This window comes from Oscillochloris sp. ZM17-4, from assembly GCF_019599295.1.
GTDB lineage: Bacteria > Chloroflexota > Chloroflexia > Chloroflexales > Chloroflexaceae > Oscillochloris.
Map to the genome: position 1 here is coordinate 251,571 of NZ_JAIEWN010000003.1, position 14,898 is coordinate 266,468.

Sequence of the window (14,898 nt, forward strand, 5' to 3'; positions counted from 1 at the left end):
TGACAGGAGATACAGCTATGGTATAACTCCTCTGAGAACAACTCACTCAACTGCATCGAGAGGACACTAATGAACGAGGAAACCGAGGCCGTAGAGGGTATGCCACGGGTGACGGCGATCACCCAGCGGGCGGTGGAGTTTTACGGCGACAACCTGGTTGCGGTACAGGCCGAAGGCGGGATCTATGTCCCGGTCAAGCGAGTCTGCGAGGCGCTGGGGATCGACTGGGAGTCGCAGCGCCAGCGGATTATGCGCGACGAAGTTCTCAATTCAGTTGCCTGTGTAATACAGGCAACTGGAACCGATGGGAAGCGCTACGACATGGTCTGCCTGCCGGACGACATGCTGCACGGGTGGCTGTTCGGGGTGAGCGCGGAGCGGATCAAGCCGGAGAACCGCGAGCAGCTGCTACGCTACAAGCGCGAGTGCTACCGCCGGCTGCACGAGTCGTTCACGGGCGCAGACATCAGCGCGACCCGCCTGGCGGCGCTGGAGGCGCGGCTGGCGGCGCTAGAGGCCCGGCGGGGGCCAGCGCCGGCGGCGACGCGGGCCGCGCTGCCCGAGGTGGTGAGCAGCCGGGTGCGGCCGAGGGAGCGGACGGGGCGCATGGTGTACCGGCGGGTGACGGAGCGGATCACCGAGATCGTGGAGCTGGTAGACATCCCCGAGGCGCCGCGCACCGAGTCGGTGCTGGCGGCGCTGCGCCAGGCCGGGCGGCCGCTGCGGCCGCGCGAGATCACGGCGCTGCTCCAGGCCGCCGGGCTGGAGGTGGTGCCGGTGCAGGTATCGCAGGCGCTGTGGGCGCTGGAGCAGGCCGGGCGGGTGATCCGGCAGGACGACGGGGCGTACCGGGCGGAAGGGGGCGAGGGGTGACACCGCTGATCATCGCCGGCGTCATTGTGATTGGCGCACTGCTGGCGCTGCCAACCGTGCGCTACTGGGGGCAGTCGGCATCTGCGGCTCTCACCGGCACCCTGCGCGCACTCCTGGCCACGCTGCGGACCCTGAACGCGATGCCGCTGCACGAGTGGGATGATGAGTACGTGGCTGCCGGGTTCTTTGTCGGAGTGCTTGTATTCATCGTCGTGTTTTGGAGTTGGATGAATGAGTCTATGCGGTCGGATTTTCTGCAAGACCTTGCGAGGTTCACAGGGGGCGAGCGGTGAAGACTAGCGCATTTATCATCGGCTTCAGCGTGGGCCTGCTCGGCCTGGTGTACGGCCTGCCGCTGGGCCTGCTTGTGGAGGCTGGTAATCAGCAAGGTGAGGGGGTAGGGGATGGGCAGCGATACAGTCGACCTGTACGACCTGAAGCTTAAGGCGTCAGACAAGAAAAGCTGGCATGAGCCAGGGAGGATCTATCTGGAGTTTACGTGCCCGCGATGCGATACGTGCAACGACATTTCGCTATCGGCTGAGGAACTGCTCGGCGATGTAGAAATCGTATGCCAGCACCCCTACTGCGGCGGCAAGAAACATTTTCTCTTCACGATGAGGCTTGAGGGCAGCGGCTTCGCCACCTCAATACTGTCTCGCCCAGTGGGGAAGGGCAGTGGGACGCTCTATCGGGTCACTGGCAAGATCACCTACCTCAATGCCGACAACTCGATCCACTCGATCGCTATCGTCAACCGCATTATCGAGGCCGACAACCCGGACAGCGCGACTATGTCAGTTGTAGAAGCAGCGTATCCAGACGGTGCGGGCGGAAGCGAAGATGATCTCACAGCCAAGGCCATAGGCCCAACACTCCAGTCGATTGCGAAACGACGCCGTGGTGAGCAGGAGTAGTGAGTATGGAAAGAGCAATGACAGAGCCAACCGTACAGACCCGGCGCGAGCTGGTGCTGCTGCCGGCCGACCGGCCCGACGTGCGGACGCCGCTGCGCGACCTGGTGGAGCCCTTCCGGCGCTCGCTGGTGGCCAAGAAGCTGCGCCCGAGGGGTATCCGCACCTACGTCTACACGCTGAACCTCTTCGTGGCCTGGATGGACGCCGACGCGACGATCAAGGATGTCACCAGCGCGGCGGTGCGGCGCTACCAGGAGAAGCTATCAGAAGACGACATGGCCGGGGCGACGATGGGCAACCGGCTGTCGTGCATCCGCGGCTTCTGCCGCTGGGCCCGGCGCGAGGGGATGATCGACGACGACCCGACCCGCGACGTGGAATGGCCGAAGAAGAAGCTGACAGCGCCGCGGCCGCTCAAGCCGGCCCAGCTGCGCGAGCTGCTGGCCAGCCTGAAGCAGCCGCCGGAGAATCGCTATCACCACAGCATGTGGAAGCGCGGCCGGCTGGCGATCATCCTGATGCTCTTCTCGGGCCTGCGCCTGGCCGAGGCGGCGGCGCTGCGCTGGGAGCATATCGACCTGGATGACGGGCTGCTGATGGTCTACGAGGGCAAGGGCGGGAAAGACCGCAACGTGCCGCTGCACAGCATGCTCAGGCTGAATCTGGAGCACGTGCCCGAGGCCGAGCGCACGGGCAGCGTGCTGAAGAACATCGACGGCGAAGACATCAGCCGCCGCTCGCTGGAGTCGCTGATGCGGCGGCTGCCCAGGGTGCTGAACCTCTCGTACCGGTTCACCGCCCACCAGCTGCGCCACAGCTTCGCCACCCAGATCCTCAGGCACGGCGGCGACCTGCGCAGCATCCAGGTGCTGCTGGGCCACTCCAGCCTAGAGACGACCATGCGCTACATCCTGGTGGACCCGGAGCAGGCGCGGGCGGCGGTGGACTGCCTGCCGGCGGGGTGGTAGGCAGGCACGTTTGCGCGCAAACATCGCCCAACACAAAGCCCCCTGGCAGTGCCAGGGGGCTGACGTTTGCGCGCAAACATCGGCTAGGGAATCTCGTACCGGTTGGGGATTCTGCCCTTCCCAGTCACCTTTTTAATCTGACCCCGCAACTCCAGACGCCTGATGGTGCGCTCAACGGTGCAGCGCGCAAAACTCGTCACGATCGCAATATCCTGGAGGCTCTGCTGTGGATTAGAGCGCAGAGCCTTCAGGATATGGTCCTCAACACGAGGCGACGGTGATATGTCAGACATCTGGCCCCTCCTCATTATCATTGGCTAGGTGGAACGGAGAACGCAGCTGCCAGCCTCGCCGCGCCAGGAAGTAGCCCAGCGCGCCCCCCCACAGCGGCCCGGTGCAGAGACCCACACCGGCGATGGTGATCAGTATATCGCTCATGTCGAGTCTACTTCCCGTGTATTACGGCAGGCAAAAACACAGTGTAGGAGGCAGATGATACCACCGCAGCGCTCGGCGCGTTGCAGCCGTGCAGCATGGGGATGATCAGCGACCAGGCCGCGAGATTAGCCGCGGCGAATCGGATCAGATGAGACGTGCGCCGCTCGGCCCGGGCCGTGCCAATCAGCGCCTTCAGCTCGGCGCGCTGGCGCGGCACCGACGAGATTTCGAGGATATCGTGGCTCATATGAAGGGGATCAGCTCAATCAGCGCGAGCACCAGCCGGATCAGCTTGATGATCCAGTCGATGATCCACAGCGCGAGGCGGGCGAACGACGCGAACGCGAGCGCCACGAGCACAGGCATGATCGGCAGCAGTGCGGGCTCCAGCGCCCAGAGCGGGCCACCATCCACCGACCAGGCCGGATTGTTGGGGTTGACGATCGCCATCCAGGACAGGGCCGGCTGGGCGATCGCCAGCGCCGTTGCGCCGGCCTGCTGGCCGGACGACCAGGAGAACGTGCCCGTCATCGTCGCGATGCCGGCCGCCGGCGTCTCCACCCCGGCCAGGACCGTCTGCTCCAGGGCGATCAGCGCAGTGATGCTGATCATCGCCGTGCCGGTAATGGTGGCCGTGGGGGAGGCGCGCAGCGGGATCACGAACGACAGGTTCGGCATCGCGTAGGAGATCACCGTCGCGGTGGCGGCCACAGGGATACAGTAGGCCGTGGGCACATCAACCGGGCCAGGTGTCCAGGTGGGCGCGCCGGTCGGCGTCAACGTGGCAGCCGTGCCGGCGCAGATCCACACCTCGGCCGGCCCGGTCAGCGAGTAGGCCGTGTACGGTCCGCTGGCCAGCTGCCAGGTGTACTGGCCAGCCTGGATTTCCCGCGCGGTGGCTCCGATGTTGAGCCAGATATTGGCGCCTGAGACGACGAACTGCACGCCTATCTCCATATACAGCTGCGCAGTCCCCGGCGCAACCGGCACGCCGATCCGGTCGCCCACCGCGCACGGCAGCGGCGGCGCGGTGGGTCCGGCGAGATTGTATCCGGCGGAAAACCACAACAAACGAGATCCATCAGCAGCGACATTAACTGACGCCATTGAGCGCGCTGCTGATGTTCCATACGAAGGTGCCCCAACTCCAGATATTGGAGATGCGAGATCAACGCCAGCATACGAACCTATCATCAGGACCGAATACGGCGAAGGTAGCGCGTAGTCAAATCGATAGGATGTAGGAACTCCGATACGGTAGTACGCCTGCGCCCAGTGCGTTCCGTTGTCAGCGCTTGAGATCAGCGTCCATCCAGTATCGAACGGGGAGACGGACACAATCGCATCGTATCCGACAAGTAAGGCGATCTGAATGGTTGACGCAGATACCCCCGCTGGTGCAACGCCGGTGATGTTCGTAGACGGCGCAGGATTGACAACACCCGTAAACGAGGGATTGGCAATAGCTGCACTCGAGGGAGTAGGATACGCACATACAAGCAGCGCAAGCAGCAGCAGCATGGACAGCAATGCGGACTGCCGTTTTTTCCAGCGCGTCATCACTTAATCCTCAATCGGCGATTTCGCTGCTGAGCCTCACGGCTGGGCAGCGCTCTGCCAGCTCGCTGCCGGCGAAGAATGGCAATCTCGCGGGTCGAAAATCCCTGGTCGCGCAGCTCGCGATAGCCAGAGCTGCGGATTGTCTGATACTGGACAATCGCATCTTCTCGATCGCTCCGCAGCGACTCCATTTCGGCCTGCATAGAGTCCATCCGCTCGCCCTTGGCCGTCGCTTTCGTCCAAACGAAAAAGCGCAAGAGGAGGAGGATGATCACGAAGGGCACCGCGATCTGGCCCACATGCGACGACAGTGTGTTGTCGATAAGCCACTTCACCAGCGCATAAATCGCACCTTGAGTTGCGCTCATCTCCCCCCCTCCCCCTAAACAAAACAGGGCGGCAGGGTTGTCCCCTGCCGCCCTGTTTGCGTGCAGTTCACCAGCGGATTACCAGTTGGTGAACTTCTTGACGACGGCGATTGTGCCAAAGACGAGGGCGACCAGAAGGCCGAAGTCGCTGATGACAGAGAGGGCAGTCGGCGTCGCAGGGAAGAGGATGCCGATGACCAGGTCGAACAGCGAGTTGAGCAGGAGCAGGAAGACATCGAGGGCCGCCTGCAGTTCAGCGGGAAGGGTAGCTGTTGGACATCTCCTTGGGCTAAGAGCGGATATACAAGGGGCCGTGGGGCCAGGATCGGGATTTGAACCCGCATTACTGCGTAACAGGCGCAGCGTGTTTCCAGTTACACTATCCCGGCGCTATTGACCTCGCAACAACTTCCAGAGAGCGGCGCGCAATCGATCCTCGGGCATCTGGCTCTGCGTGCGATACCAGCGCAGACCGCGCTGGAGCAGGCGCCGGATATCGAGCAACAGCGTAAACGTGATGATCAGCAGCAGCTCGTAGTTCAGTGCGTCCCCTGCAACAGCCGATAGGTACGCTGGTAGCTGAGAGAGCATTAATCGTCCATTGGACCGAACAGCATATAGCCGATCGCGTCGAAGAACTCACTGAGCAGCAGCATGAGCGCGATCGCTGACAGGATCTGCTGAAGCGGGTGCATCCGTGCCCTCCAGATCGAGCAGAAATTGCTCAACATCAGCTATCCGCCAGAGCCGTTCTCGTGACTGATTTGGACGAACCGCGACATACCCCTCGCTCTCTGCGATGCTCAGTGAGCAGCCGCGCGCCGCGCAGCGAGCCATCAGGATGTACTCGCGTTTTGTGACCCCCGCATCGGTGCTGAGATCGGCCACGATGTCTTTACAGGCATTCCAAGCAGCCACGAACGCGAGGCCGGTCACAAAAGCAGCTGGCATGGAAGCCACCACCGCGTGGTTCTCTACCGCGAGTCCGGCCAACATGAGATCCGAGAGCTGCGCCAGTACGCGGACGGCATCTGCGCGCAGGACATCGTCAAACCCTGGCGGCAGCAGCGTGGCGCCGACCAGCCCGACATAAACGGCGAGGATGAGGCTAAAAACGCGTAGGGATAGCTGCGCCGCAGTGCCGAAAACAAACCACCAGTTGATGCGCTTCATAGACCGCGCTCCATCAGCTCATAGCGATAGCCGCCGCGCCAGATCTCGCCGACGGCGACATATCCAGCGCGCTGGTAGCAGCGGGCGGCGCGGATATTCTCCGCCGCCACATCCAGCTGCAGCGTGGACAACCCCAGCTGGCGGCCGACGACCAGCATCAGGCTCATCGCCTCGGTGCCGAGACCGGAGCCCAGATGTCCAGGGTGCAGCGCGATGCCGAGCCGGGCCGCGCTATCGCTGATCAGGAGGCTGATCCGCCCGGTCAGGTGTACGCCAAGCAGATCGACGGCATATGACAGCCGCTCACCGCTGGCGCGTGACGCTGCCAGCCAATGAGCGGGGAGAGTGGGGGTATACGGCGGCCAGTGGTCGATCTGCCGCCGATCATGGCGGCGATGCCACGGGCGAATGCCGATGCGGGAGGATTTTGCGAGGTAGGTTAAATGCGTGTGCGGTGCCATAGATCGTAGATGTAGAGCGTCATCAGTGCCACCAACAGCAGGATGATAACGATCTGGCCCCAATCCATCGAACGATTCAGTATCGCCCAGGTCCCATCCGGCAACTGAATGAGGACGGTCGTGTCCATACGCCGATAATACAGCAAAGGTTTCACATTTGCAGCAGCCTCTTTTCACATTTGCAGCAGCCTCTTTTTGAAGAACTGACGTTGAGTATTGAAATGATGAACGGATAAAATGATAATAGGAAAGATTCCAACCAAGGAGAACATTATGCGCCTCCTCAAGTTGCTGTTCACGCCAATTCGGGTTGTCATTTCTCCACTTACACGCTGGATCAACCAGTATCTGCGCAGCCACGACAGCGCCGCCGGTCGGCGGCGGCGCCAGGCGCAGCGCTACGCCGATGCGCTGCTGGCTGAGCTGGCGCGGCTTGGCTTCGCCAGCCGGGTCGTAATGAAGAAGGGCAAGGTCAAGCGGCGGCGGATGCGCTACGTCTACCCGCTGCTGATGACGCAGAATGAGCTATGGCTGCCGCTCGACCAGCGCAGCCTGCCCATCGGCCGCACCACCGACGAGCTGCGCGACGAGCAGATCATCAACTCGCTGGTGGATCGGCTCAACGCAGGCGTGCGAGCAGACTATCTGGCCAGCGGCCAGTTCTGCTACGTGGTGTCGCTGGGCGGGGCGGCCTTCCCAGATGTCTACTCGCTCAACAGCTTTACGATGCCGCCCGATGCGCCGATCCTGGCGGTGCCGATGGGCATCGACAGCGCCGGCGATCAGGTTGTTGGCGATCTGATGGAGTACAAACACTTCCTGATCGCCGGCGCGACAGGGGGCGGTAAAACGACGCTCTACCACAGCATCATCAATACATTCATCAGCCGCAACAGCGCGGACACGATGGAATTGTGGCTCGTTGATATGAAGCGCAGCGAGTTCTCGCTGTACCGCAGCCTGATGGGGAAGCGCGACCAGGCCGGCATCGTGCGCCATATCGCGGTCGCCCCCGAGTCGGCGCTGAACCTGCTCGGCCAGGCATACAAGGAGATTGAGCAGCGCAACCGGATCTTCGAGCGCGCCGGCGTCACCTCGATCGGCGCCCTGGAGCGCTCGACTGGCCAGAAGCTCAAGAGGATTGTTCTGTTAGTCGATGAGTTTGCAATTTTGACCACTGACACCACGAAGATTGGCAAGCAGTCGGTGGGCAGCTGGGCCAAGCTGCTGATGACCCGGATTGCATCACTCGGCCGGTCGGCCGGCGTCACGATCTGCATCGGCACCCAGATGGTGCAGAGCAAGGTGATCGACTCGATGATCACCGCGAACTTTGAGAACAGGATTGCGTTTTCTTGTGCGACCTGGCGCGAAAGCAATTTGATCATCCAGACCAGCGAGGCGGTCAATCTGCCTCCCGGCCGGGCCATCCTGCGCGTGGCCGGGCGCACCAGCGAGATCCAGACCTGCTATGTGACCCCGGAGCAGGTTACGCTAGAGGTATCGCGCGTCGCGGAGTTTGGACCAGACGGCGGCCTGGGCGACGCGGACGAGCGCCAGTTCGTGCGCAACGCGAAGCTGCTGCTTGATGTGGCCTGTCGGCAGCTGAACGGTGATTTTGTGCGCTCCAAGCTGCTGGCGATGGAGGGTATTCGCGGACAAATCTCCTGGGATATGTTTGACGAGATCGCACGGCGGCTGGAGCGAGACGGCATCTTAGAGCCAGCCCGATCGCGCTTCCCGCGTAAGGTGGCGCGAGCCTTCTTCGGCAACCCCAATCTGCTCGATGCCTTTTACGGCATGCTGGATGAACCTACGGCAGCCCGCACCACACCGCTACTCGGCACCCGCTCTGCATCCCATGGCGATTCGATGCGGAGTGGTGAAGATGCAATGCCGAGCGAGCATCAGGACGCGGAAAACAACATCATCATCATCGACACGGATGCGGAGTGTGGAGCGCCCGAATCGCCCGCGCATGCCAACACAGAGAACGACGCCCGCGAACCCGAGGCCGCGACACTACCTCCAGAGTTCGAGAAGTTGTTCGAGAAGCTGGGCCAGGAGGAGAAGAAGCCAAAGAAGAAGCGGAAGAAGCCGGGCGAGTGAGGATGTTTGCGCGCAAACATCGCCGCAAACATCATCCAACAAAACACGAAACGCCGCATTCTAATGCAGAATGCGGCGTTTCTAGATTCTCTCTCCCTGCCCGCCACACTCCCCTCCTCAGATCACCCCCACCCCACGCTCATAGATCCCGCGCACAATCGCCTCGATCTCCGGCTCCTCGACGGTCAGGTCGCGCACCGGGTAGCGCGCGGCCACCTCGGCGATCAGGGCCGCCGCGCTGGTGCGCTCGCGGTCGAAGCGCAGCCAGGCCCGCGGCCCCTCCTGGCGCACCAGATCGGCCATCTCCACCAGCGGCGCGCATGATGCGTCGGCCAGATCCACCACCAGCGTGCGCCAGCGACCGTGGCGGGTCTTGAGCTGATCCAGACCGCCGTCGTAGATCACCCGCCCGTGGTCGATCAGCACCACCCGCTGGCAGAGCCGCTCCACATCGGACAGGTCGTGCGTCGTCAGGATCACCGTCACCCCGCGCTCGCGGTTGATCTCGCTCAGGAATCCGCGGATGCGCTCGCGGGCCACCACGTCCAGCCCGATCGTCGGCTCGTCCAGAAAGAGGATGGCCGGGTCGTGCAGCAGCGCGGCGGCCAGGTCGGCGCGCATGCGCTGGCCCAGCGAGAGCTGGCGCACCGGCGTGTCGAGGAACGGCCCGAGCTCAAGCAGCTCGCTGAAGGCCTTGAGGTTCTCGCGGTAGCGCGCCATGGGGATCTTGTAGACGTGGCGCAGCAGCTCGAAGGACTCGATGGTCGGCAGATCCCACCAGAGCTGGGTGCGCTGCCCGAAGACGACGCCGATCCGGCGCACGTGGGCCACGCGCTGGCGGTGCGGCACCAGCCCGCCCACCTCGATCCGCCCGCCGCTGGGCACCAGGATGCCGGTCAGCATCTTCATGGTGGTGGACTTGCCGGCCCCGTTCGGCCCCAGGTAGCCCGCCATCGCGCCCGCCTCCAGCGTGAACGAGACCCCCGCCACCGCCTCCATCGTCACATACTCGCGGGCCAGCAGCCCGCGCAGGGCGCCGAGCCGCCCAGCCCGGCGCACCGGGCGGGAGAATGACTTCTGGAGATTCTCGACCTCGATCAAGGCCATACCTTCCTCCCCCTGTACGGGCGCAGCAGGAAGATGAATGAGCGGCGGCGCGCCGCCGCTCATTCATCTTCCTGCTGCGCCCTTACGATCCCGTCGACGCATACGTGCTCACCCCGAACCGCCAGAAGCGCAGGGCCGCGCCGAAGAAGACGGCGGCGGCCAGGGGCGCCAGCCAGGCCGACCAGGCCGGCAGGCCGTGCGGGTCGGCGCGGCCCAGCAGGTAGAGCGCCGCCGGGTAGTTGCTAAAACCCACCGGGATGAGGAACAGGAACACCGCGCGCAGCCACTCCTGGTAGATGCTCAGCGGGTAGCTGGCCATCTGCTCGCCGCCGAAGGTGAAGACATTGATCACCTCGGGCGTGGTGGTCGTCCAGAAGCAGAAGGTCGCCCCGATCACGATCAGGGCCAGGTAGATCAGGAAGCCGGAGAGCACGGTGACGGGCAGCAGCAGCAGCCGATCGGGCGTCCAGACGATCGGGATCTGGCTGAAGGCGTAGGCCAGCACGAGGGCGGCCTGGGCGGTGCGGCCAAGCCGGCGCAGCTGGAAGTCGGCGGTGAGCACCTGGAAGAAGGCGCCGAGCGGGCGGGCCAGGACGCCGTCGAAGGCGCCCATGACCATCATGCGCTCGAAGGGCGAGTCGAAGCCGCGCCCCACCATCTCGGCCAGGCTGAAGGCGAAGGAGGTGAGCCCATAGAGCAGCGCCACCTCAGCCAGGCCCCAGCCGCCCACCGAGCCGAAGCGCCCGAGCAGGATGGCGATCGTCGCGAACTCCAGGCCGGTGACGAGCAGAAAGCCCAGCAGCTCAAGCCAGAACGAGACGCGGTACTGCATCTGCGAGCGCACCCGCGCGCCGATGAGTGTGAGGTAGAGTTGGATCATTGTTCCTCCGTAGGGGCGGCTCGCGAGCCGCCCCTACCCCCCCTGCACGACAACTTTGCGCATCGCGGCGGCCTGCATGGCCAGCCCGAGGGCGGTGAGCGCCGCCGCCCAGGCCGCCTGGGTCGCCAGGGCGCGGGCGATCTGGGCGGGCGCGAGCTGGCCGAGGAAGATCTGCGTCGGCAGCCCGGTGATCGACTCGAAGGGCAGGGCGTGGACTAGCGCCTGGAGCGCCGGCGGGAAGAAGGCCACCGGCAGGATGAAGCCCGACAGGAAGGTCAGCATCACGTTTGACAGCAGGGTGACCCCGGTGCTATCCAGCAGCCAGAAGGCCGTCAGGTTGACCATGAAGCTGAAGGCGAAGGAGACCTGCATGGCCAGGATGATCGCCGGCAGGAAGGCCAGCAGGTCGGCCGGCGCGGGCAGGCGCGCCCCGAAGTAGAGCACCCCGACCAGGTAGGTGAGCGCGCCGCGGACGAGCAGGTTGAAGGCCCGCTCGCCGAAGGAGCGGCTCAGCCAGTAGAGGTAGAAGCTCCAGGGGCGGGACAGGTCGGTGATCACGTCGCCCGAGCGGATGGACTGGGAGATGCCGGCGCTGACGATCCAGGCCCCGCCGATCGAGATCAGCGACTGGGTCGTCCACGCGTAGCTGATCGCGTCGTTGAGGCTCAGCCCGGCCACCCGCCCGCCGCCCGCGTAGAGCGCCTGGTACACAAAGCAGACCAGGGCGCCGAAGAAGGCGTTGGTGATGATCCCGGCCAGGTAGGCGCTGCGGTAGGTCGTGGCCCGCCGGAAGGAGCGCGCGGCGACCGCGAGGTACAGTTCCATACGGTCATCCATCTCAAAACTCGTAGTGTGGTACGGACATGCTGGCTTTGCCAGCATGTCCGTACCACACTACATCTCCTCAACGCCGAGAGGCGCCAGGACAGCCCGAGGGGGTGTCGAGGCGCATGTGCAGTTCCGTCTGGCCGCGCAGCCGCAGCCAGCATACCCTAGCCCCAGAGGGCCGGCATCGGTCTGAAGGGCGATTGTCGCCGGCGCACGCCCAGATAGCCGCAGTGCGTAGCTGAGCTACACACAGCGGCTATCTGGGGAGGCGGGCCGCGCGCAGGCTAGACGCGCACGAAGGCCGACATGATCACGATATCGTGGAGGTTGCCATCGCGGTCGATCGCGTGGCGGGCGAGCTGGCCCTCCACGGCGAAGCCGAGGTGGCTGAAGATCGCCTGGCCCGCCGTCAGGGCGGCCAGCATCTCCACCGTCACCTTGGCGGCGCCGAGCTCGCGGGCCGCATCGACGATCGCCTGGGCCATAAACATGCCCAGGCCGCTGCGGCGCCAGCCCCGGTCGACGATCAGGCGGATGTTCGCCACGTGGTAGGACCAGCCGGGCAGGCGCAGCGCGCCGCTGTACGCGACGATCGACCCATCGTCGGTGACGGCCACAACCTGCCGCCAGTTCTCAGCGGCGTTGGCATTGATCAGGCGGGTAATAATCTCAGGGTTCTGAAAATCATCCTCGAGGTACAGCAGATCATTTTTCGGCAGGCCCAGACCAAAGTTCGATAGAGCGGCGCGATCCTGCTCCATCAGCGGGCGAATGGTCACGGTCCGGCCATCTTTGAGTGCTACGCTGCCGACCGCCTCAATGCGCTGCGACATGATCTGTCTCCTATGGAAATAGCGTTGGGGATGTTTCAGCTCTCGGGAAGTGAGATAGGTGAACTGTATCACAGATAGTTACACCTGAGTTACTTCGCTCGTGCGGTAGTCGCACCACCATTCTTTGCTGCACATAGCACAATCTGTTGCAAATCCCCCCCTGCCCAGGCCAACAATACTGGTATAATAACACCTATCCCAGCTACGACAAGGCAACCGGCAAGAGAGAGCGCTGAATCGTGCGTGCCAGAGCACGCTGAGGGAGCACATTGCCTAAGCTATGCGCCGAGCAGGGGTTGTGCCCATTCACTCACGCCCATATTCGCCGTATGTCATGTGCTAGCGTGCCCGAAATCGACAAGGAGGTCATAGCATGAGTAGCGATCGTGAGGTCGTCGTCCTCAGTGGTGTTCGGACCGCCATCGGCAGCTTTGGCGGTGGACTCAAGGATCAGCCGCCGTCAGAGCTGGCGGCCATGATCGTGCGCGAGGCGGTGGCGCGAGCCGGGGTGGACCCAGCCGAGGTGGGGCACGCCGTCTTCGGCCATGTGATCAACACTGAGCCGCACGATATGTACCTCGCACGCGTGGCCGCCGTCAAGGGCGGCCTTCCCGTAGAGACGCCGGCCTTCAATGTGAACCGGCTCTGCGGGAGCGGGCTCCAGGCGATTGTGTCGGCGGCCCAGGCGATCATGCTGGGCGACGTCGACGCGGCGGTGGCCGGCGGGGCCGAGGTGATGAGCCGCAGCCCCTACACCGTGCCGGCGATGCGCTGGGGCGCCCGCATGAACGACGCCAAGATGGTGGACATGCTGGTCGGCGGCCTGTCCGACCCCTTCGACGACTGCCACATGGGCGTCACCGCCGAGAACGTGGCGGCGAAGTGGCAGATCAGCCGCGAGGAGCAGGACGCCCTGGCGGTCGAGAGCCACCAGCGCGCGGTGCGCGCGATCGATGGCGGCTTCTTCAAGAGCCAGATCATGCCGGTGGAGCTGAAGGTGAAGGGCGGCACGACCCTCTTCGACACCGACGAGAATGTCCGCCGCGACGCCTCGATCGAGCGAATGGCCAAGCTGCGGCCGGTCTTCCAGAAGGACGGCTCGGTGACGGCGGGCAACGCCTCCAGCATCAACGATGCGGCGGCGGCGGTGGTGCTGATGGAGCGTGGCGCGGCCGAGCGGCGCGGCTACAAGCCCCTGGCGCGGCTGGTGGGCTATAGCCACGCCGCCGTCGAGCCGAAGTACATGGGCATCGGCCCGGTGCCGGCGGTGCGCAAGCTGCTGGAGCGCACCGGCATGTCGCTCGGCGACATCGACCTGTTCGAGGTGAACGAGGCCTTCGCCGCCCAGGCCCTGGCCGTGGCCAAGGACCTGGAGCTGCCGATGGACAAGACCAACCCCAACGGCAGCGGCATCTCGCTGGGCCACCCGATCGGGGCCACCGGGGCGCTGCTCAGCGTCAAGGCCATCTACGAGCTGCAGCGCACCGGCGGGCGCTACGCCCTCGTCACCATGTGCATCGGCGGCGGCCAGGGCATCGCGGCGATCTTCGAGCGGATCTAGGAAGTCGTCGGGGCGCAGCAGTGTTGCGCTGCTGCGCCCTTACAGAGAGGAGTTAGCGCAATGGGCAAGCTTGACGGGAAGGTGGCGGTGGTGACGGGGGCGTCGCGGGGGATCGGGCGGGCGATCGTGGTGCTGCTGGCGAAGGAGGGCGCGCAGGTCGCCATCAACTACAACAACGATATCGCGGGCGCGCAGGAGGTGGCCGATGAGATCGCGGCCTTCGGGGGCACCGCGATGCTCGCCCAGGCGGATGTCTCAGACTCGGACCAGGCCCGCGCAATGATCAAGAAGGTTGCCGAAACCTGGGGTCGGCTGGACGTGCTGGTGAATAACGCCGGCATCACCCGCGACAAGTCGATGCGCAAGCTGACTGATGATGACTGGATGACGGTGCTCACCACCAATCTGAACAGCGTCTACTGGTGTACCTCGGCGGCCATGCCGATCATGATCGAGCAGAAGTACGGCCGGGTGATCAACCTCAGCTCGTACGTGGGGCAGGCCGGCAACTTCGGCCAGGCGAACTACGCCGCGTCGAAGGGCGGGATCATCGCCTTCACCAAGACGGCGGCGATCGAGCTGGCCAAGTACAACATCACGGTCAACGCGCTGGCCCCCGGCTTCACCCTGACCGATATGCTCTCGAAGGTGGCCGAATCCGTCCAGGATCAGATCAAGTCCAAGATCCCGATGGGCCGCTTCGGCATGCCCGAGGAGATGGCCAAGGCGGTGCTGTTCCTCGCCGCCGACGCCGACTACATCACCGGGCAGCAGATCAATGTGAACGGGGGGGTATTTATGTAATGTTGAATGATGAATTGT

General features: G+C 64.1%; 17 protein-coding genes and 1 tRNA gene. 7 read left to right on the forward strand and 11 right to left on the reverse strand.

Translation table 11 applies throughout. From position 1 onward, the window contains the following. The first annotated feature begins 69 nt into the window (after positions 1–69). From K2Z83_RS04605 to K2Z83_RS04620, 4 genes are all read left to right on the forward strand, one after another. Positions 70–873: a phage antirepressor N-terminal domain-containing protein gene (locus K2Z83_RS04605; RefSeq protein WP_220593988.1), complete on the forward strand. Its 804-nt coding sequence runs from the start codon at positions 70–72 to the stop codon at positions 871–873. Then, positions 870–1,166, forward strand: coding sequence for a hypothetical protein (locus K2Z83_RS04610; RefSeq protein WP_220593989.1), 297 nt, complete (start codon positions 870–872; stop codon positions 1,164–1,166). Before K2Z83_RS04605 ends, K2Z83_RS04610 begins: the two co-directional genes overlap by 4 nt. Before the next feature lie 111 nt (positions 1,167–1,277). Beyond that, a complete protein-coding gene (locus tag K2Z83_RS04615) occupies positions 1,278–1,790 on the forward strand; it encodes a hypothetical protein (RefSeq protein ID WP_220593990.1) in 513 nt (170 codons plus the stop codon). Between the two features lie 17 nt (positions 1,791–1,807). Then, entirely contained in the window at positions 1,808–2,758 is a 951-nt protein-coding gene (locus K2Z83_RS04620; protein WP_255603288.1) for a tyrosine-type recombinase/integrase, read from the forward strand. Between the two features lie 445 nt (positions 2,759–3,203). Here the strand turns inward: K2Z83_RS04620 and K2Z83_RS04625 are convergent, their stop codons facing one another. The 7 genes from K2Z83_RS04625 to K2Z83_RS04655 form a co-directional block, all read right to left on the reverse strand. After that, on the reverse strand, positions 3,204–3,443 hold the full coding sequence (locus K2Z83_RS04625; protein WP_220593991.1) for a hypothetical protein: 240 nt from the start codon (positions 3,441–3,443) through the stop codon (positions 3,204–3,206). After that, the gene (locus K2Z83_RS04630; protein ID WP_220593992.1) at positions 3,440–4,267 is read right to left on the reverse strand and encodes a hypothetical protein; all 828 of its coding nucleotides are present in this window, start codon (positions 4,265–4,267) and stop codon (positions 3,440–3,442) included. Before K2Z83_RS04630 ends, K2Z83_RS04625 begins: the two co-directional genes overlap by 4 nt. 488 nt (positions 4,268–4,755) lie before the next feature. Continuing rightward, positions 4,756–5,124, reverse strand: a complete 369-nt coding sequence (locus tag K2Z83_RS04635) for a hypothetical protein (protein ID WP_220593993.1) — start codon at positions 5,122–5,124, stop codon at positions 4,756–4,758. 314 nt (positions 5,125–5,438) lie between these two features. Continuing rightward, positions 5,439–5,513: transfer RNA gene (locus K2Z83_RS04640), tRNA-Asn, on the reverse strand. Between the two features lies 1 nt (position 5,514). Next, a complete protein-coding gene (locus K2Z83_RS04645; protein WP_220593994.1) occupies positions 5,515–5,715 on the reverse strand; it encodes a hypothetical protein in 201 nt (66 codons plus the stop codon). Positions 5,716–5,763: 48 nt separating this feature from the next. Next, on the reverse strand, positions 5,764–6,297 hold the full coding sequence (locus K2Z83_RS04650; RefSeq protein ID WP_220593995.1) for a hypothetical protein: 534 nt from the start codon (positions 6,295–6,297) through the stop codon (positions 5,764–5,766). Continuing rightward, complete coding sequence (locus K2Z83_RS04655) at positions 6,294–6,758, reverse strand: GNAT family N-acetyltransferase (RefSeq protein WP_220593996.1); 465 nt, start codon at positions 6,756–6,758, stop codon at positions 6,294–6,296. Before K2Z83_RS04655 ends, K2Z83_RS04650 begins: the two co-directional genes overlap by 4 nt. Positions 6,759–7,031: 273 nt before the next feature. Between K2Z83_RS04655 and K2Z83_RS04660 the strand changes: the two genes are divergently transcribed. Continuing rightward, a complete protein-coding gene (locus K2Z83_RS04660; RefSeq protein ID WP_220593997.1) occupies positions 7,032–8,867 on the forward strand; it encodes an FtsK/SpoIIIE domain-containing protein in 1,836 nt (611 codons plus the stop codon). Positions 8,868–8,984: 117 nt separating this feature from the next. Here the strand turns inward: K2Z83_RS04660 and K2Z83_RS04665 are convergent, their stop codons facing one another. The 4 genes from K2Z83_RS04665 to K2Z83_RS04680 form a co-directional block, all read right to left on the reverse strand. Further along, positions 8,985–9,974 carry an ATP-binding cassette domain-containing protein gene (locus tag K2Z83_RS04665; protein ID WP_220593998.1) on the reverse strand — a complete coding sequence of 330 codons (990 nt, stop codon included), beginning with the start codon at positions 9,972–9,974 and terminating at the stop codon, positions 8,985–8,987. A gap of 82 nt (positions 9,975–10,056) precedes the next feature. Continuing rightward, positions 10,057–10,854: an ABC transporter permease gene (locus K2Z83_RS04670; RefSeq protein ID WP_220593999.1), complete on the reverse strand. Its 798-nt coding sequence runs from the start codon at positions 10,852–10,854 to the stop codon at positions 10,057–10,059. A 33-nt stretch (positions 10,855–10,887) separates the two neighbouring features. Beyond that, complete coding sequence (locus tag K2Z83_RS04675; protein WP_220594000.1) at positions 10,888–11,679, reverse strand: ABC-2 family transporter protein; 792 nt, start codon at positions 11,677–11,679, stop codon at positions 10,888–10,890. Between the two features lie 287 nt (positions 11,680–11,966). Next, positions 11,967–12,515, reverse strand: coding sequence for a GNAT family N-acetyltransferase (locus tag K2Z83_RS04680; protein ID WP_220594001.1), 549 nt, complete (start codon positions 12,513–12,515; stop codon positions 11,967–11,969). A 373-nt stretch (positions 12,516–12,888) separates the two neighbouring features. Between K2Z83_RS04680 and K2Z83_RS04685 the strand changes: the two genes are divergently transcribed. After that, positions 12,889–14,076 (forward strand): acetyl-CoA C-acyltransferase family protein, encoded by a 1,188-nt coding sequence (locus K2Z83_RS04685; RefSeq protein ID WP_220594002.1) that lies wholly within the window; start codon positions 12,889–12,891, stop codon positions 14,074–14,076. A gap of 60 nt (positions 14,077–14,136) precedes the next feature. Beyond that, positions 14,137–14,880, forward strand: a complete 744-nt coding sequence (locus tag K2Z83_RS04690) for a 3-oxoacyl-ACP reductase family protein (RefSeq protein WP_220594003.1) — start codon at positions 14,137–14,139, stop codon at positions 14,878–14,880. Positions 14,881–14,898 lie beyond the last annotated feature (18 nt).